14 protein-coding genes are annotated in these 17,701 nt (G+C 62.9%); 8 read left to right on the forward strand and 6 right to left on the reverse strand.

Annotated elements, in window-relative coordinates; translation table 11 throughout:
- The coding region (locus JWQ90_RS20860) for a CoA-transferase (protein WP_299696921.1) at positions 1–335 on the forward strand (335 nt) is incomplete at its 5' end.
- Positions 332–1,402, forward strand: a complete 1,071-nt coding sequence (locus JWQ90_RS20865) for a 2Fe-2S iron-sulfur cluster binding domain-containing protein (RefSeq protein ID WP_299696922.1) — start codon at positions 332–334, stop codon at positions 1,400–1,402. The genes JWQ90_RS20860 and JWQ90_RS20865, both read left to right, overlap by 4 nt.
- A 316-nt stretch (positions 1,403–1,718) precedes the next feature.
- Here JWQ90_RS20865 and JWQ90_RS20870 read toward each other — a convergent pair whose 3' ends face one another.
- Both JWQ90_RS20870 and JWQ90_RS20875 read right to left on the reverse strand, forming a co-directional pair.
- Positions 1,719–3,191: an OmpA family protein gene (locus JWQ90_RS20870; RefSeq protein ID WP_299696923.1), complete on the reverse strand. Its 1,473-nt coding sequence runs from the start codon at positions 3,189–3,191 to the stop codon at positions 1,719–1,721.
- A gap of 61 nt (positions 3,192–3,252) precedes the next feature.
- On the reverse strand, positions 3,253–5,796 hold the full coding sequence (locus tag JWQ90_RS20875; protein ID WP_299696924.1) for a TonB-dependent receptor: 2,544 nt from the start codon (positions 5,794–5,796) through the stop codon (positions 3,253–3,255).
- Positions 5,797–6,341: 545 nt separating this feature from the next.
- Between JWQ90_RS20875 and JWQ90_RS20880 the strand changes: the two genes are divergently transcribed.
- Positions 6,342–8,261, forward strand: coding sequence for an AMP-binding protein (locus JWQ90_RS20880; RefSeq protein ID WP_299696925.1), 1,920 nt, complete (start codon positions 6,342–6,344; stop codon positions 8,259–8,261).
- A 99-nt stretch (positions 8,262–8,360) separates the two neighbouring features.
- On the opposite strand, the gene JWQ90_RS20885 is transcribed toward JWQ90_RS20880, so the two are convergent.
- The 3 genes from JWQ90_RS20885 to JWQ90_RS20895 all read right to left on the reverse strand — a co-directional run bounded on the left by JWQ90_RS20885 (position 8,361) and on the right by JWQ90_RS20895 (position 10,746).
- Positions 8,361–8,759, reverse strand: a complete 399-nt coding sequence (locus tag JWQ90_RS20885) for a nitronate monooxygenase (RefSeq protein ID WP_299696926.1) — start codon at positions 8,757–8,759, stop codon at positions 8,361–8,363.
- Complete coding sequence (locus JWQ90_RS20890) at positions 8,753–9,136, reverse strand: nitronate monooxygenase (RefSeq protein WP_299696927.1); 384 nt, start codon at positions 9,134–9,136, stop codon at positions 8,753–8,755. The genes JWQ90_RS20885 and JWQ90_RS20890 overlap by 7 nt, the downstream gene beginning before the upstream one ends.
- A gap of 155 nt (positions 9,137–9,291) precedes the next feature.
- Positions 9,292–10,746: an aldehyde dehydrogenase gene (locus JWQ90_RS20895; protein ID WP_299696928.1), complete on the reverse strand. Its 1,455-nt coding sequence runs from the start codon at positions 10,744–10,746 to the stop codon at positions 9,292–9,294.
- Positions 10,747–10,966: 220 nt separating this feature from the next.
- Here JWQ90_RS20895 and JWQ90_RS20900 point away from each other — a divergent pair, with 220 nt between their 5' ends.
- Complete coding sequence (locus JWQ90_RS20900) at positions 10,967–11,776, forward strand: SDR family oxidoreductase (RefSeq protein ID WP_299696929.1); 810 nt, start codon at positions 10,967–10,969, stop codon at positions 11,774–11,776.
- 132 nt (positions 11,777–11,908) lie between these two features.
- Here JWQ90_RS20900 and JWQ90_RS20905 read toward each other — a convergent pair whose 3' ends face one another.
- The gene (locus JWQ90_RS20905) at positions 11,909–12,616 is read right to left on the reverse strand and encodes a TetR/AcrR family transcriptional regulator (protein WP_299696930.1); all 708 of its coding nucleotides are present in this window, start codon (positions 12,614–12,616) and stop codon (positions 11,909–11,911) included.
- 172 nt (positions 12,617–12,788) lie between these two features.
- Here JWQ90_RS20905 and JWQ90_RS20910 point away from each other — a divergent pair, with 172 nt between their 5' ends.
- The 4 genes from JWQ90_RS20910 to JWQ90_RS20925 all read left to right on the forward strand — a co-directional run bounded on the left by JWQ90_RS20910 (position 12,789) and on the right by JWQ90_RS20925 (position 17,582).
- Positions 12,789–13,961, forward strand: coding sequence for a 2-hydroxyacyl-CoA dehydratase subunit D (locus JWQ90_RS20910; RefSeq protein ID WP_299696931.1), 1,173 nt, complete (start codon positions 12,789–12,791; stop codon positions 13,959–13,961).
- A complete protein-coding gene (locus JWQ90_RS20915; RefSeq protein WP_299696932.1) occupies positions 13,958–15,307 on the forward strand; it encodes a 2-hydroxyacyl-CoA dehydratase subunit D in 1,350 nt (449 codons plus the stop codon). The genes JWQ90_RS20910 and JWQ90_RS20915 overlap by 4 nt, the downstream gene beginning before the upstream one ends.
- 46 nt (positions 15,308–15,353) lie before the next feature.
- Positions 15,354–16,271 carry an acyl-CoA dehydratase activase gene (locus tag JWQ90_RS20920; RefSeq protein ID WP_299696933.1) on the forward strand — a complete coding sequence of 306 codons (918 nt, stop codon included), beginning with the start codon at positions 15,354–15,356 and terminating at the stop codon, positions 16,269–16,271.
- 189 nt (positions 16,272–16,460) lie between these two features.
- On the forward strand, positions 16,461–17,582 hold the full coding sequence (locus JWQ90_RS20925) for an alkane 1-monooxygenase (protein WP_299696934.1): 1,122 nt from the start codon (positions 16,461–16,463) through the stop codon (positions 17,580–17,582).
- Positions 17,583–17,701 lie beyond the last annotated feature (119 nt).

The following is a 17,701-nucleotide window of genomic DNA, read 5'->3' on the forward strand; positions in this document are numbered from 1 at the left end:
AGGTGGCTTCGAGCGGCGACCTGGCCAACTGGATGGTGCCGGGCAAGATGATCAAGGGCATGGGCGGGGCGATGGACCTGGTTGCCGGCGTCAAGCGCGTGGTGGTGGTGATGGAGCACAACGAGAAAACCGGCGCGCCGAAGTTCAAGCGCGAGTGCTCGCTGCCGCTGACCGGCAAGGGCGTGGTCGATCTGCTGATCACCGAACTCGGCGTGTTCGAGATCGATCGCAAGGGTGGCGGCGCCAGGCTGATCGAGCTGGCCAAGGACGTTACGCTGGCCGAGCTGCGCAGCAAGACCGAAGCGCAGTTCGCGGTTGCCGAGGGCCTGGCATGAGCCTGCTCAAATCGCTGTTCGGCGCCAAGCAGCCGAAGCTCGTCGAGGTTGCGCCTTTCGGAATCAGCTTCGAAATGGAGACCAATCAGACCCTGCTGGAGGCGGCGCTGAAAGCCGGCATCCCGTTCCCGCACAATTGCACGGTCGGCACCTGCGGCTCCTGCAAAAGCAAGCTCAAGGAAGGCCGCGTCAACGCGCTCAGCGATTTCGGCTATACGTTGTCGCAGCAGGAGATCGCGGCGGGCTATATCCTGGCCTGTCAGGCGATCCCGAAAGACCCAATGACGCGCATCACGGTGGAGCCTCTGGTCAGCGACGCGCCGCCGCCGGAAAAGTACACGGCCAAACTCACCGGCACCGAAGCGCTGACGCACGACATCCTGCGCGTAACGCTGGAGCTCGATCGCCCGATCCGCTTCGTCGCCGGCCAATACGCGAATCTGCGCCTGCCCGGCCTGGATCGCGAACGCAATTATTCCTACGCCGACGCGCCCGAACGCGAAGGCCGCAAGACGATCAACTTCTTCATCCGCAAGATTCCTGGCGGCGCTTTTACCGAGGCACTGTTCAGCGGCCAGCTTGTGAACGCAGCGCTCGAAGTCGAAGGCCCCCACGGCCATTTCTATCTGCGCCCGAACGCAAGTCCGATGGTCTGCATCGCTGGCGGCAGCGGCCTGGCGCCGCTGCTGAGCCTGCTCGAACACGCCAAGCACACGCGCGTGAAGCGCCCTTGCGCGATGCTGTTCGGGGCACGCACCCAGGCCGATCTGTACATGGTCGAGCAGATCCAGGCGATTGCCGACGGCTGGGCCGACAAGTTCGTGTTCCTGCCGGTGCTGTCGCACGAGCCGGCCGACAGCTCGTGGAAAGGCGCACGTGGCCTGGTCACGCAGTTCATCACCGATGCGCTGCCCGGCATCGACTGGAACAGCGCCGAGGGTTACATGTGTGGCCCGCCGGGCATGATCGACGCCGGCATCTCGTCGATGACCGAACAGGGCATGAGCCTGGAATCGATCTACTACGACAAGTTCACCGACGCGAGTCATTCGTCGAAGATGCCTTAGACGAGCAGCGACGGCGCCGTAGGTCGGCATGCCTTTGCCGACGTGCTCGGACTAACGAGGCCTCATGTCGGCAAGGGATTGCCGACATGCATCCATACAAAACAAGAACCCGGCTACCCCTGATCGATCAGCACAGCCGCCCGGTTCGCGGCACTGTAGGAGCGGACCTTGTCCGCGATGGACGCTGCACCGGCACAATCGCGGGTATGACCCGCTCCTACAGTTCCAGCCGGCAACGGCGGTTTGATTTGCGAAAACCCTGCACCCACAAAAAAAGGCCCGACTGAGTCGGGCCTTTTTTACATCACGTCGAAGCCTAGGGCGTCGCGTTCGAGAGCGGATTCTCCGCTTCCGGCGCCGGAGCATCAGCCGGCGCCGGGTCGGCCGGTGCCTTCACCGGGACCGCCATCGAACCATCCGCACTGGCACCGACGATCTTCAGCTCGACGCGCCGGTTCAACTCGCGACCTTCGTCGGTGTCATTGTCCGCAACCGGCTGAGTCTCGCCATAACCCACTGCCGTCATGCGGCTGCTGTCGACACCACGGCCAACCAGGTACTGCACCACCGAGTTCGCACGCTTGTCCGACAACACCTGGTTGTACTCGTCGGATCCCTTCGAATCGGTGTGACCACCGAGTTCGACGTTGATCTGCGGATTGGCAACCAGCTCGTCACCGACACTGTCCAGAATGAGCTTCGCGTTCGGCGTCAGGCGCGCCTTGTCGAACTCGAAGTTCACGCCACGCAACACAATCACGTCACCGGTACCGCAACCGGCAAGCGACACGCGCTCACCCGCCTGTGGCGCCTTGCACGGCGGCGGCGGCGGCGGCAAGGGGCAGCCCTTGTCGTCGACTGGCGTACCCAGCGGCGTGCCCGGGCATTTGTCGAGATCGTCGATCACGCCGTCGCCGTCGGTATCCGGCGGTGGCGGCGCAACCGCGACCACGGCCGGAGCCGGCGGTGCAACCGGGGCGGGTTTCTTGTGGAAGTACCAATCCACCGACAGGAACACCGACTGCGCCTGGTAGTCAGCGTCGAAATGCGTTTCCGGCTGCAGGCGATAGACGTAGAACTGGCCGGTACCGCCCTTGACGTAGCGATAGTCGAGGCCGATGGTCAGCTGCTCGTTGAAGTCGTAGCGAATGCCGGCGCCGCCCTGATACGCAAACGTCGCATCATCCGAGCGGCGCGTGTCTTCGAGCACCGGCGTGATGACCGAGATCACCGTTCCGTCGGTGTGGCGTCCGGTGGCCACTACGTTCTCGCGGAAATGGTTCATCGTGTAGCGAATCACACCACCGCCGCCACCCAGGTAGGGATGGAAGCTGGACGACGGAAAGAAGTCGTACCAGAGGTTGATGAATGCCGAAGTGCTGTCCAGCGCAACGTGCTGGGTGCTGTCGTTGTTGCTGTTGATCGCGCCGGCTGTCAGGAAGTCGATGCTCTTGGGTTTGTCCTGGCGGAAGTCGATCTCGAATTCCGGGCGCAGGCCGTTGGCAAACGAATAGCCGCCGACGTAGCCGAATACGAGACCCGTCTTGTACTTGTAGTCGGCGATGGATTCGCCGGTGTTGTCCATCAGCTGATCTTCTACCGGGATCGGTTGCTGCGGAACCGGCAGGATGGTCTGACGACCATTCCAGTCGTATGTCTGGGTGCCGGCCTTGTTGGCGCCCACGCGAGCGCCGATGTACGGGCCTTCGGTCGCGAACACCGGCACAGAAACCAGCCCCCCCACGATCGCAGCCAGCGCTGCGGTGTAATAAGCTTTCTTGCGATTCATTGTCTCTCCCACAACTCGATTTATATCGTCGACACGGACCGATTGGCTTTTCATGTGAGCTTTAGGATCCGTAGTTCCACGTGACGGTCAGGCCATAGGTGCGGGCCGCGCCGTAGATGCCGGTGTCGCCAAAGTCCTGCCGATACTTCTGCGTAAAGAACACTTCGTCGGTCAGGTTCTTGCCGAACAGACTCACGCGGACGTTATGCGCCGGATCGTTGACGCCGAGACGGGCGTTGAGGATGTAGTAGGACTTCTGGGTCAGGGTATTGAGCGGGTCGTAATAGAAGCCGTCGTTGTAGTACACATCGCTGCCGACGTCGCCCTCGAGACCCCAGAAACCGAGCGGGAAGCTGTAGCTGCCGGCCAGGGTACCGGACCATTTCGGCGTTCTGACCGTATCGTTGCCCTTGAAATCATGCTGCGTGTACAGATACAGCGTGTCGTCGAAGCCCTTGCCGATGAACTCGTCGTAACGGCCATGCAGGTAGACGCCGGTCGCCGAGAACACCAGCGACTCGGTCGCGAACCAGTTCAGTTCGACTTCCGTGCCGCGGACGGTGTACTTGCCGGCGTTGACCAGGTTGGTCACGCCGCCGCTGGTCAGAGCCAGCGTCTGCACCTGCGCGTTCTCGACCTGAGTCTGAAAGAACGCGCCGTTGAACTTCAACGAGCGGTCGTCGAACAACTCGGTCTTGTAGCCGATTTCGTGAGACTTGGCCGTTTCCGGCTCGACGCGAGTCGGCGGATTATTGATGTTCAGGCCATTGTAGTTGCCCGACTTGAAGGCTTCCGAGTACTTGTAGTACAGCAGGATGTCGTCGGTGAGCTTGTAATTCACGCCCAGGTTCGGCGTCAGGCTGTTCCAGGTGTGCTGCTGCGGGTTGTAGACGATGGCATCAATCGTCCCGATATCGATCGGTGCATCGTCGATCTGCGCCTGCACGCCCGAGTACTTCAGGTCGCGCTCTTCGGTGGTGATACGCGTACCGGCAATGGCCGACAGGTCATCGTTCAGCTTGAACGTCAGCTGGCCGTAGGCCGAGTACGAGTAGGTCTGGATGCCGCTGATGATCGGCAGTACCACCAGCGGATTCTGGTTGGTGTTCGGATTGGCGTTGCAATCCAGGCCCAGACCTTCCAGGAAGCCGCACAGCGGCGACTTGCCGCCGAACTGCGCGGAGCCGATCAGGCCCAATGTCGTCGCCAGCGGATCGACCGTCGCGGGGTAGCGGCCGGTCTTGTACGAGTTCTCGTAGTACAGGCCGCCCACCCACTCCAGCCAGTCCGGTGCCGTTGCCGGGTTGGAGGTAAAGATCAACTCGGCGGAATCGGCGCGAGCAGTGTTCGGCAGCGCGCTGATATCGAGCACAGGCTCCGGAGCGGAGTCGTAGTCGAACGCGATGTTGCTGAGCGCGTTGGTGTGGCCGTAGACCAGCTTCATGTCGAACCAGTCGATCAGGTGCGACTCGGCCGACAGCGTCGCGACGCGGGTCAGCGCATGCACGCCGACGTTGGGTTCGTTGCCGGACTTGTGCGCTTCGGTGTTGTCGGTCAGCAGCGCGGCGAACAGCGGGGCGGTCTTCAGCAGCGTCGTCGCCACCGAGTCCGCATCCTGGTTCTTCAGCCAGTAGTAGGATGCCGTCACCTTCAGGTCATCCATCGGCTCCCACTTGATTGCGCCACGAAACCCGATGTTGCGATACGGCAGGTAGTTGCTCGACGGTGTGACGAAGTTGCTGGTGAACGCGTCGCGGTTCTCGTAGAGGCCGGACAGGCTGTAGGTCAACGACTCGACGCCGGGGACCGGGCCGGAAACCGCGGCCTTGGTCTTGAAGTCGCCGTAGTTGCCGAACTGCTCCAGCACATCCGCACGGAAGGTGTTGCTCGGCTCCTTGAGCTTGATCAGGATCGCGCCGGCGATGGCGTTGCGGCCGTACAGCGTACCCTGCGGGCCCTTCAGCACTTCGACCTGAGCGACGTCGCCAAGGGCCTGGGCGGCCGAGAACGTGAACGGCAGATAGAGGCCGTCGATGTACGTCGCGACGCTGGAATCGACGGCGGCCTGGAAGGCGTCGCCGCCGATACCGCGGATGAAGATGATCGAGTAGCTCGCCATCGAGTCGTAGGTCAGCCCGGGCGTGACCAGCTGCATGTCCTTGATGTCGGAAATGCCCTGCGCTTCGAGCTGAGTGCCGCTGAATGCGGTCACCGAGCTCGCCACTTCCTGCAGGTTCTGCTCACGCTTCTGCGCGGTGACGACCACTTCTTCGATCATGCGGTTTTTGACGCCGCTGCCGCCGGCCGTCGCTTCAGCTTCGGGCTCCGCTTCGGTGGGTGCCGCCGCATCGACGGCCGCTTCGCTGCTCGCCTCGGGCACCGTGGCGGGCACGCCGTCAGCGCTGCCTTCCTGGGCGCCGCCCGCAGCCGTCGAAGTCTCTAGCTGCTGCGTATCCGACGGCGTGGGCGCCGCGGCACCCACTGCGGTTGGGTCGGATGTTTGCGCCGGAGCATCGCTGCTGGAAGACTCCATTTGTGCAAGACCCGGAGGTGAAAATGCAAGCACCAGCCAGCCGAGCCCATTCCGCCATATCTTCTTGTTCACTACTCTCCCTCCAGTTACCGATGTCAAAGTCGCTGAACACGCACGTGGCGCCGTGGCGCCTGTTCTAAGATTCTTGCTGTACCTGATCGCGTGCGCCCTATGTTGTGTTTGCGCTACGCGGCCGCTATTTTGCGGCGCTCTTCGTATGCAACCATATCATCTGGTTTCGGCCCATGCAACACGATTCACGTATCGGGATTGAACCGATGGAAACTGATATTCCTGACCAGGCGACCAGCGACGTGAGCACCACCAAAAACTTACTGTTGTGCACTATTAAGTGCGATCGGGCCCCGTCATTACTGCGTTTTGCTTTCCTTCCATCCAGCGCTCGCATCGCTGCCCGGCGGCAAATGCGGCGCGCCTTTCATGTCCGCGATTGCCGCCTTTCCGGCGATAGTATGGACTGATACGATATAACAATGCATCATTTGCCAGATACCGCTTTTTGATGCGCCGCAACAGGCGCGCTGCCGTTCCAGTGAACGGAAAGCAGACACCCTATCAATGAGCTGCAGCCACGCGATCAACCGGAGGGGAGAACCATGAGCAGCCAAACGGCAGATGCCACGCGGCCCGCGAATCTGTTGAGGCCGGCGCTGAACTCGGCCGCGGATATAGCCGGCGCCGAACAGTCGACACCGGACGATGTACTGAGCAGCAATACCATCTACGAGTGCATCGCGGCATCCGCCGCCGCCGCGCCGGGCAAGATCGCACTGAGCCATCTGTTGTCAGCCGACCCGGAGGTTGCACCGCGCAACATCACCTACTCGGATTTGCTCATCCAGATCCAGCGTGCGGCGAACCTGTTCAAACAGCTTGCAGGCAACGCCCACAGCTCGGTGTCGATCATCCTGCCGATGCTGCCGGAGGCGCTGATTGCCTCATGGGCCGGCTCGACCGCCGGTATTTCGAATCCGATCAATCCGTATCTCGAAGTCAAGCAGATCGTATCGATCCTGAACGCGTCGAAAGCGACGGTGCTGGTCACGACAACGCGCCGCCATGGCGCCGGCGCATGGGACAAGCTCGATCAGATCACGGGCGCCGTGCCGACACTGCAGCGCGTATTGATCGTCGACTCCGAGAATCCGGAAGACGACTTCGCCGCTGCGGTCGGCGCCAGTCCGGCCGGATTGACGTTCGAGCCGGGTAGAGATCCGCATGCCGAGGCGGTCTACCTGCCGACCGGCGGCACCACCGCTGCGCCGAAGCTGGTCCGCATGTCGCACCGCGGGCAACTGTTGAACGCCTGGACCATGGGTGGACTCGCCGGCTCCGAACCGGAGTGCGTGGTCGGCCATGCGATGCCGAACTTCCACGTCGGCGGCTCGGTATTGCTGGCCCTGCGGGCGATGCTGTTCGGCCAGACGCTGCTGACACTGACCACCGACGGCTTCCGCAACGCTGGCGTGGTGAGGAATTTCTGGGACCTTGCGCGTCGCCACAAGATGAGTTCGCTGATCGCGACTCCCGCAACGGCTTCCGCGATTCTCGCACTGCCCGACACCTCTTCCGAGGGCCACAGCATCCGCTGCTTTCAGTGCGGAGGCAGCACCATACCGGTGGAGTTGCTGCGCGGTTTCCACAGCCGCTTCGGTATCTGGCTGCGCGAGCTCTGGGGCATGTCCGAGATCCACGGCGCGGTTTCCAGCCACCCTGACGACAGTACCCAGCCGGTGTCGGGTTCGGTCGGCGTGCACCTGCCCTGGCATCCGGTCAAGGTGGTCGAAGTCGACGGCGATAATCGCCTCGTCCGCGAATGCGCGCCGGGCGAACGCGGCTTGCTGGCGGTCGGCGGTCCGGGCGTCACGATGGGCTATGTCGACAGCCGCCTCGACAAGGAATTCTTCATCACCGGCATGCAGGATGATTGGCGCTGGGCCAACACCGGCGATCTCGGCACCATCGACGAAAACGGCTATATCTGGATGTTCGGCCGCGCCAAGGACGTGATCGTCCGCGGTGGCCACAACATCGATCCGAAGATGATCGAAGAAGTGCTGGTCTGCCATCCGTCGGTGCAGGTCGCCGCCGCGATCGGCCGCCCCGACGCTGCCAAAGGCGAGATGCCGATCGCCTACGTGCAGTTCAAGGAGGGCGCGGTCCCGCCGTCGATGCAGGAGCTGCTCGAACTGTGCAAGCGCGACGTGCAGGAACGCGCCGCGGTTCCGGTCGAAATCATCGCGATCAACGCGATGCCGATGACCGCCGTCGGCAAGATCAACAAGCCGGCCCTGCGCTTTGATTCGATGCGCCGCGTCGCCACTGGCGTCGCCGCTGCGCTGCTCGGCGATAGTGGCAGCTGCGAAGTGGTGGTTGATGAAACCGGCCTGCGTCCGCGCGTGACGGTGCGGACGCAGCTCAGCAAGGGCGACGCCAACGCGATCAGGGAACAGTTGACGGAGGCGTTCCGGACCTACGAGTTCCTGACGGTCATTGAAGTCAACGAAGCTCCGTAAAGTACCCTGGCCTGTAGGAGCGGTCCTTGACCGCGATTGTGCTCTTGAAGGCTTCAATCGCGGTCAAGGACCGCTCCTACAGTTCGGGTATCCGAATCGTCATCCGCGACGAGAGGCCAGCCGATCCAGAATCGCCGCCGCTTCCGCCGCCATCTCCGGAACGAACTCGGCTACGCGGATCAGGCTGTTGATCGCCGATGCGACCTGCCCGGTCAGCACCAGGCCGTTGACGACATCTCCGTCGCTCTGCGCCCGCTGCATCGACTCGATTTTCTTTCGCGTGGTTTCGACCACATCATCCGACTCGCGCTGTGATCCGAGCAGTTCCAGCGAGGCCGCATTCCTGAGCCCGCGACACGGACCATAGACGCCGTCGAATGCGACATCGTCGCCCTCCTGCGCATTCAGCAGCGCCTGCAGATACGCAGGATGCCAGTCGCTGTTGTCCTGGCTCAGGATAAATCGCGTCCCCATCTCGAAACCCGCGGCGATCACCACGTCGACACCGGCCTGCTCGGCCTTGATCGCCTGGCGAGTGAGGAATCCTCGCGCCGCATCGCCAGTACCAGGCGGATATAGGTATCGGTAAACGGTAGTACCTCGCCACTGCCGTCGACACCGACCGGGATGTTGACCGCGAACGGCTGCGAAGTCAGCGCGGCGCATTCTTCGATATGCGCACGGAAGGTTCGCGCTCCGGCCGCAAGATCCACCGGCATGCCGGGCATGCTGACCGTGCCGAGTCCGCCGGCGTTGGAAACCGCGGCGGCGAGCCGCCGCGTCTTGAACGGGCCGAGCCCCTCCTGAATGATCGGATGCGCGATACCAACAAGACGCGTGTAGCGATTGCCCAGAGGATGGTTCGGCAGCGCCATGTCGGCTCCTGTTCAACAGCCAAAAAAAAGCCCCTCTGACGGCGAGGGGCCGAATGACTCTCGAACGGAAGGGTAACCGTCACGAGAGAGCGGAGAAGAAGAAAGAAATCAGGTCGAGACGGCGTATGGCGCTCGGCTTGCAGCCACCCGGCGATTCAGCCGCCGGGCAGGTAGATCGACTTGAGCTGCTGGTAAGCGGCAAGGGCCTCGGGGCCGAACTCCCGCCCGAGGCCGCTGGATTTGACGCCGCCGAAGGGCGCGTTCAGATCGATCACGTAGCCGTTGACGCCGATGGTGCCGGTCGCGACACGGCGCGCGAGCTTGATCGCCCGCTCGCTGTCGGTAGACCAGACCGTGCCACCGAGGCCGAACTCGGAATCGTTGGCGATCTTCACCGCGTCGTCCTCGTCGCCGTAAGCAATCACGGCCAGCACCGGCCCGAAGATTTCCTGCTGCGCGATCGCCGCGTTGTTGTCGACGTCGGCGAAGATCGTCGGCTCGACGAACCAGCCGCGCGTCGCGTGATTCTTGGGGCGGCCGCCGCCGGCGACCACGCGAGCTTCGCTCTTGCCCTTGGCGATGTAGCCCTCGACACGGGCGCGATGCTCGGACGAGGCCAGCGGGCCGACCTGGGTCGCCAGATCCAGCGGATCGCCGACGACCAGGCTTGATGCCATCGCCGCGAGCGCGTCGACGACTTCCTGGTAGCGGCTCTTCGGCGCCAGGATGCGCGTGCAGGCCGCGCAGGTCTGGCCGTTGTTGGCCAGCGCCGCAAAATGCAGGCCCTGCATCACCGCATCGAGTTGGGCGTCGTCGAGGATGATCGCGGCCGACTTGCCGCCGAGTTCCAGGCTGACCGGGCGCAGCAGGCTGCCGCAGACCTGGGCGATTGAGCGGCCTGCGGCGGTCGATCCGGTGAACGCGACCTTGGTGATGCCCGGGTGCGAAACCAGATAGGCGCCGAGTTCACGGCCGCCCGGCACCCAGTTGATGACACCGGCCGGCAATCCGGCTTCCGCCGCGCATTCGGCCAGGATGAAGCTGTCGAGCACGGTGCCGGGGGAAGGCTTGATCACCAGCGTGCAACCTGCGGCCAGCGCCGGCGCGATCTTGGTCAGCGCCAGCACCACCGGGTAGTTCCACGGCACGATCGCGCCGACGACGCCGATCGGATCGTGCCGCACCAGCGTGTCGAAGCCCAGCGGCGACGCGCGGCGCTCTTCCTGCTTCATGCCGCTCGCCAGGCCGGCGTAGTAGCGCGCCAGCGCAACGCCGTAGCCGCCCTCGAACTGCTGGCTCAGCGCCAGCGGCATGCCGTTCTGCATGCTCACCGCGCGGGTGATGCGCTCGGCGCGCTTTTCCATCGCGTCGGCGAAACGGTTGATTACCGCGGCGCGATCGGCCGGAGGTGTCTGCGACCAGCCGCCGTCGAAAGCACGGCGCGCGGCGGCGACGGCGCTGTCGACATCGGCTTGGCTGGCTTCCGGGACGCTGCCGATGACTTCTTCGGTGGTCGCGCTGATCACCTCGATGCGCTGCGTCGAGATGGGCTTCGCCCACCGGCCATCGATGTAGAGGGATTCGTGGTGAGATTCGTGATGCTGAGTCATGTCCCGGCTCCTCCGCCGTTGATACTTATATGGAGATCGTATGGAGATCGACGTCCCGCTCAAGCGGCGCTTCGCGGTGCCGTCCCTATAATGTATTGTGCCATACTAGTTAGCATGATCCACTACGGTCAACACCTGCGCATCATTCGGCGGCGGACCGCAGGATCCGAAGCCGCGACTAGCCGCGACGGCCGAGCCCATTCCGAGGAGAGAAAACAGCATGTCCGACAAGTCGAAAACCGTCCGCCCTTATAGCGACAGCTCGGTGCTCATCACCGGCGGCACTTCAGGCGTCGGCCTTGCCACCGCGCTGCAGCTGGTCGATGCCGGCGTTACCCGGATCGCGCTGCTCGGCCGCAACCAGGATCGCGGCGAGATCGCGCGCAAAACGGTGCTGGCGCGCGCATCGGAAGCGAACATCCCGGAAGCAAACATCGTTTTCATCAGCGCAGACGCCAGCAAGATCGACCAGGCCGCGCGCGCGGTGCACGAGGCCAAGAGCCGGCTCGGCAGCATCGACGTGCTGATCAACTCGACGATCGGCCTCTACACTCCGGAGCCGCTGCAGAAAATCGCGCTGGAAGACATCGAGCCGATCCTGCTGGCGACGATGCTCGCCCCGATGCTGATGAGCCGCCTGGTGCTGGAATCGATGCGCGAACGCGGCGGCGGCGTGATCCTGAACATGGCCTCCGACGCGGCCAAGGTGCCGACACCGGGCGAGACCATTCTCGGCGCCGGCATGGCGGGAATTGTAGTGTTTTCACGCACGCTGGCGATGGAGGCCAAGCGCTTCGGCATCCGCGTCAATGCGATCACGCCGTCGCTGATCGAAGGCACGCCGACCGCAGCGCGCGTGCAGAAGGAAGGCTTCAGCGCGAAGCTGTTCGAGCGCGTCGCCGCGCTGGCCGATCTGGGCGTCGCGACACCGGAAGACCTGGCCGCGCTGCTGGTGTTCCTGTGCGGCCCCGGTGCCGCCAGGCTCACCGGCCAGACCATCAGCGTCAATGGCGGCATTTCGGCTGCCTAGTCTGCGCGCGCGGATGTTGGGGTTCGCTGCGCTCACCCCAACCTACCAGAGCCAGTCGTAGGTCGGCAATCCCTTGCCGACGTGAAAGCCCGATACGCAATCGAGGCCTCACGTCGGCAAGGGATTGCCGACCTACGTTTTCTTCAGCAGCGCCTGGGTGACCTGCTCGAGTCTCCCGGTGATTTCATCGAGCCTGTCGGCACTCGAGGCGGCAGCCGGGGCCGCCAGCATGCCGCGATAAATCACCTTGGCGACGCCGTCGGCGACTTCGTCGATCGAGAATTCGCCCTCGCCGCGCAGGAACGCCCAGGTGCGGTGCTCGATGCAGCCGAACAGCATGTCGCGCAGCATCGGCGCCGACACGTCGTCGTGGAATTCACCACTGGCGATGGCCTGCTTGCAGACGCGCAGCGCATCCGACGTGAAGCGCTGGTTCAGATCGAAGAACGGCGATCCGCGGTAACTCGGATCGGGCCGCAATTCCATCAGCATGAAGCGCGCAAGCACCGGCTCGCGACGGATGATCGACAAGGTGCGCCAGGCCAGATGGCGCAGCTTGTTCATCGTGCCGTCGATCGAATCGATCCTGGAATCCTCGGACAAGGCCCCGCCAAACCAGGCTTCGGCGACCTTCACCAGCAGGTCGCGCTTGTTCTCGAAGTAGCGGTAGATCGTGCCCTCGACCACGCCGGCGCGCTCGGCGATATCCGAAATCAAGACTTTCTCGTAGCCCTTTTCGGTCACGGCGGCGCGGGCCGCGGCCATGATGTCGCTGATGCGGTCATCCGATGAAAGCCGGTTCACCGTCCTGCGCGTCGCCACGCGTTCCACTTTACGCATTCAATACCCCTTCAAGGCGATTTGATAAATGTTACTCATTAGTAAGTTTTATTCTCAACGTCATGATTTCATTATTTTAATAAAAAGAACTCGTCCGGCCATCGAGATACGTCTCTTGACTTTAATGAAATAGCTTCATTAGTATTCGTCCATTAGAGGAGAACCCTACACCATGAGCATCGAAAGCATTCTGGGCACGCTGGAATGGACCGCGGAAAATTCGCTCGCGGCAGCCAGCCAGTGGAAGCAAGCCAGCGGCCGCCGCATCGTCGGCTCGTTCCCGATGCACTTTCCCGGCGAGATGGCGCACGCCGCCGGCTGCACGCCGGTGATCCTGCAGGAAAGCCACGAGCCGATCACCGTCGGCCACGGCATGATCTACCCGTTCTACTGCGGTTTCACCCGCAGCATCGTCGACCAGGCCTGCAAGGGCGACTACGACTTTCTCGACGCGATCATGTTCGGCGATCACTGCGTGCAGGTACTCGGTGCCGCCGACGTGGTCCGCGCCAAGCTGCCGAATACGCGCGTGCATTTCTACCAGCTGATCTCGTCGATGAGCGATCCCTGGAGCCTGGGCCGCGCTCGCGAGACGTTCCTGAATCTGAAGGAAGGCCTCGAGGAAATGATCGGCCATAGCATCGACGACGAGGCGATGCGCGCCAGCATCCGCCTGTTCAACCGGAACCGTCAGATGCTGCGCAAGCTCTACGAAATGCGCCGCGCCGGCGATGCGCGGCTGACCGCCAGGCAGATGCAGATCCTGGTCAAGAGCAGCATGATCATGGACAAGGCCGAGCACAATCGCCTGCTCGAAGAACTGCTCGCCGAGTTCGACAAGACCCGGGCGACCGCGCAGCGCGGTGTGCGCGTGTACCTGTCCGGGCACTTCTGCCAGGCACCGAAAACCGGCGTGCTCGACATGATCGAGGAGTGCGGCGGCATCGTCGTCGATGACGATCTGTACCACGGCCAGCGCTTCATATCGACCGACGTCGACGACAGCATCGACCCGCTCGACGCGCTCGCCAAGTGGTATCTGGAGCGCAATCTGAAAGTGCCCTGCCCGACTCGCGTCGACCAGAACGCCGACTGGGAAAATTACCTGCTCGATGCGATGGAACGCTCGCGCGCCGACGGCATGATCGTGCTGATGGCCAAGTTCTGCGAACCGCACATGTACTACTACCCCGAAATCAAAGAAGCCTTCGAGAAGCGCGGCGTACCGCATCTGCTGATCGAGACCGAGCACGAACTGAACTCGTTCGAGGCCTTAAGAACCCGCGTCGAAACTTTCCTCGAAGTCGTCAAACGCCAGACCGCCGCCCGGAGAATCGCAGCATGAACGACCTGATCCTGCCGCAGGGAAAGAAGGCCAATCGACTGAAGACCTCGTCGATGAACAACAAGATGGTCAACGACTATTGGACAGACGTGTTCAATGCGAAAGCCGAAGGCAAGCTGGTCTGCTGGTATGAAGGCGTCGCGATCAATCCGCTGATGCAGGCCGCCGACATCCGCTGGGTGCATGGCGAAGCCTGGTCGGCGCTGCTGGCCGCCCGCAACAACGAACAACCCGCGCAAACCGCCGCCGAACATCGCGGCTACATGAAGGAGCTATGCTCTTACGCGCGCACCCACATCGGCTGCGGCGTGCTCGCGCAGAACCGCGGCGTCGAGGCCAGCGGATCAAGCTTCTCCGACGCGCTCGGCGCCGGCCTGCTCGGCGAGCGCATCCCGGCGCCGGACATGTTCATCAGCGCCTACCCGTATTGCAGCACCGGCCAGCAGTGGGACGAGATGCTGTTCCGGCTGTTCGGCAAGAAGATCCCGATCTTCAACATCTCGGTGCCCTGGGTCTGGGGCAACAAGCCCGACGCGATGTACCTGGGCGGCTCCGAATTCAACGAGGCCAAGCAGTACATGGTCAAGCAGATCCGCGCCTGCACCGACTGGATCGCGCAGCAGACCGGCAAGAAGTACAACTGGGACAAGCTGTCCGAGATCATGAGCTACACCAAGACCGCCGGCCGCCTGCGCGTCGAGGCGATGGAACTCTGCAAGGCCAAGCCGGCACCGGCGAGCTTCTTCGACTGGACCACGAGCCTGGCGCCGGTGAACTTCATCCCGGGCGGCCCGGCGATCGTCGACTACTTCGAGAAGACCAAGGCCGAAATCGTGCAGCGCATCGCCGACAACGAAGGCGGCATTCCCCAGGAGAAATACCGTCTGTTCTGGGACGGCATCATGAACTGGAACAAGATCGGCTGGCTTGCGAACAAGTTCGCCGCCTACGACGCCAACATGGTCGCCGGCCGTTATACACACATGGGTTTCTGGCACGAGTTCGAGTCGATCGACGTCGAGAATCCGCTGGAAGGCATGGCGGTGAATTACCTGGTGTGCCCGATCAACCTGTCGGCACCGTTGATGATCGAGCAGATCATCAAGCTGTGTAAGCACTACGAAATCGAGGGCGTGGTGCTACATGCGGCGCGCACCTGCCGCGCGTTCAGCAACCCGCAGTTCCTGATCGCCGACGCGGTGCAGAAGCGCCTCGGCCTGCCGGTGGCGATGATCGAGGGCGATATGGTCGACGAGTCGTTCTACAAGGACGAAATCGTCAATAGTCGTGTCGAAGCGATGCTGGAATCGATCGAAGCGCGCAAGCGCGTCGGCATCGCCGCGTAGGCGTGCAATCAAGGCGATGCAAGAGACTCCGGCAAGGAGAAACGCGATGAAGTCCTATGTGATGGGTATCGACTTCGGCTCCACGACCACCAAGACGGTGATTCTGGATCTGAAGGGCAAGATGGTGGCGTCCTGCGTGGCGAGCAAGGGCTCGATCAGCGCCGAAGGCGTGCAGGTGTCAATGGACGGCGCGTTCGCGCAGGCCGGCATCGCGCAGAAAGACATCGCGCGCACCGTCAGCACCGGCTACGGCCGGCGCATGATCGACGTCGCCGACCAGAGCTATACCGAGATCACCTGCCACGCGCGCGGCGCGATCGCGATGTTCCCGGAAGCGCGGCTGGTGATCGACATCGGCGGCCAGGACAGCAAGGTGATCGCGGTCAGCGGCGACGGCCTGGTGCAGCAGTTCGCGATGAATGATCGCTGCGCGGCCGGCACCGGCAAGTTCCTGGAAGCGCTGGCTCGCGCGGTGCAGGTGCCGGTGGAAGCAATGGGCGCGCTGGCGATGTCGTCGACCGAGAAGCTGACGGTCTCCAACATGTGCGCGACTTTTGCCGAGACCGAAGTGATCTCCCTGCTGGCCGAAGGCAAGTCCAAGCCCGACGTGCTCGGCGCCGTACATGCCGCGATCGCCAGCCGCACCGCGGGCTTGGTCGCGCGCGTCGGCAATCGCAACCCGATCGTGATGACCGGCGGCGTCGCCAAGAACCACGCGGCGGTGCATTACATCGAACAGGCTTTGAGCGCGAAGATGCTGATCGCGCCGGACCCGCAGATTGCCGGTGCGCTCGGCGCGGCCCTGTTCGCACTCGACGAAGTCGCCAAGCCCAGCGCTGCCATGATGGACGAGGAAGATGGGGCCGACGAGGCGATGTCGAGCGCTCGCGGCTGCGCGACCCAGCCATGCAAGACAGCCGCCAAACTGCCGGCCAACGAACGCCCGCTGCTCGGGCCGATGTGATGCGGATGCAGAAGCTACCGCAGCACGGCAAGCTTGACAGGCCGCAACCAGATCGTATGATCCCATACAATCTAAAGCGACCTGGATCAACCTCACCTGGCTTCCGTCGCCCAATAGTTGTGCTTAAGTCCGACCAAAATATACCGTTTGTTTAATTTAAAGAATGTCGCAGCAGCGAGGAGCAGGTCCATGATTGATTATCTGAAATATTACACAGCGACTTTATTGCTGGCGGCCGGTTTCGCCGGCTTTGCGCTCGGCGGCGATTGGGTGTGGCTGGGTTTCAGCACCTTCTTCGTCGTCACCTTCCTGGATTTCGTTCTGCCGCGCGATTTCAGCATGCGCAAAATGAACTCCTCATTCTGGGCCGCAATCCCGGTGTGGATCGGCTCGCTGGGCCCGGTCGCGATGTTCCTGGCCTTTGGCTGGCGCATGCATGTCGAAGAACTCAGCGGCCTGCAACTGCTCGGCGGCACCTTGAGCTGCGGCTGGCTCGCGCTGGTGCCCGGCATCGCGGCGCAGCACGAGATGTTCCATGCGCGCGGCACCATCACCCGCACCGTCGGCCGCTATGCGCAGTTCACGCTGCTCGACGGCATGCGCGACATCGAACACGTGGTCTATCACCACATCGACGTGTCGACACCTCACGATCTGAGTACCGCGCCGCGCGGCACCTCGATCTACAAGTTCACGCCGCGCGCCGTCTGGGGCACGATCAGCTACGCGCTGAAGGCCGAGAGCGAGGCGCTGCGCAAGCGCGGCCTGTCGGGCTGGAACTGGCGCCACCGCGTCTGGAAGATCGTCGCGCTTCAAATCATTTTCCAGAGCCTCATCTTCGCGATGGCCGGCTGGACGGGTGTGTTCTGCGTGATGTCGGCCATGGCGATCGCGAAAGTCTGGACCGAGTCCTTCAGCTACTTCCAGCACTATGGTCAGACCCGCGTGCCGGGCACCTCGGTCGGCCGCCGCCATGTCTGGAATCACCTGGGTGCGATCACGCGCCTGGTCGGCTTCGAGCTGACCAATCACGCCGACCACCACATGAACTCCTACCAGCCCTACTACAAGCTGGTGCCGCATCGCGAAGGCATCGAAATGCCGAGCGTGTTCGTGTGCTTCCTGGCCGCTTTGATTCCGCCGGTCTGGAACGAGTTCATCATCAAGCCGGCGCTGAAGCGCTGGGACATGGAATACGCAACGCCGGGCGAGCGCAAGCTGGCCCGGGAACAGAACATCGCAGCCGGTTGGGACGACTGGTTCGATACCGCAGAGTCCTGGCCCAAGCAGGGCGCGCGTATCGGCATCTGAGTTGTCGCAAGAGTTAGCCTTGTAGCTGTGAGCACGAAGGCCCCGGAAACGGGGCCTTTTTTATGGTTTGGCAAAGTGGTCAATTCCGGAACTGCGGGAGCGGGTCATACCCCGCGGCT

The sequence above is a fragment of the Hydrocarboniphaga sp. genome (assembly GCF_028291725.1).
In the GTDB taxonomy this organism is placed as follows: domain Bacteria; phylum Pseudomonadota; class Gammaproteobacteria; order Nevskiales; family Nevskiaceae; genus Hydrocarboniphaga.

Bases quoted from the DNA above. Each gene is read 5' to 3' on its own strand.
- JWQ90_RS20925 (WP_299696934.1), top strand. From the start codon at position 16,461: ATGATTGATTATCTGAAATATTACACAGCGACTTTATTGCTGGCGGCC.
- JWQ90_RS20910 (WP_299696931.1), top strand. From the start codon at position 12,789: ATGAGCATCGAAAGCATTCTGGGCACGCTGGAATGGACCGCGGAAAAT.
- JWQ90_RS20920 (WP_299696933.1), top strand. From the start codon at position 15,354: ATGAAGTCCTATGTGATGGGTATCGACTTCGGCTCCACGACCACCAAG.
- JWQ90_RS20900 (WP_299696929.1), top strand. From the start codon at position 10,967: ATGTCCGACAAGTCGAAAACCGTCCGCCCTTATAGCGACAGCTCGGTG.
- JWQ90_RS20865 (WP_299696922.1), top strand. From the start codon at position 332: ATGAGCCTGCTCAAATCGCTGTTCGGCGCCAAGCAGCCGAAGCTCGTC.
- JWQ90_RS20890 (WP_299696927.1), bottom strand. From the start codon at position 9,136: ATGGCGCTGCCGAACCATCCTCTGGGCAATCGCTACACGCGTCTTGTT.
- JWQ90_RS20880 (WP_299696925.1), top strand. From the start codon at position 6,342: ATGAGCAGCCAAACGGCAGATGCCACGCGGCCCGCGAATCTGTTGAGG.
- JWQ90_RS20870 (WP_299696923.1), bottom strand. From the start codon at position 3,191: ATGAATCGCAAGAAAGCTTATTACACCGCAGCGCTGGCTGCGATCGTG.
- JWQ90_RS20895 (WP_299696928.1), bottom strand. From the start codon at position 10,746: ATGACTCAGCATCACGAATCTCACCACGAATCCCTCTACATCGATGGC.
- JWQ90_RS20905 (WP_299696930.1), bottom strand. From the start codon at position 12,616: ATGCGTAAAGTGGAACGCGTGGCGACGCGCAGGACGGTGAACCGGCTT.
- JWQ90_RS20915 (WP_299696932.1), top strand. From the start codon at position 13,958: ATGAACGACCTGATCCTGCCGCAGGGAAAGAAGGCCAATCGACTGAAG.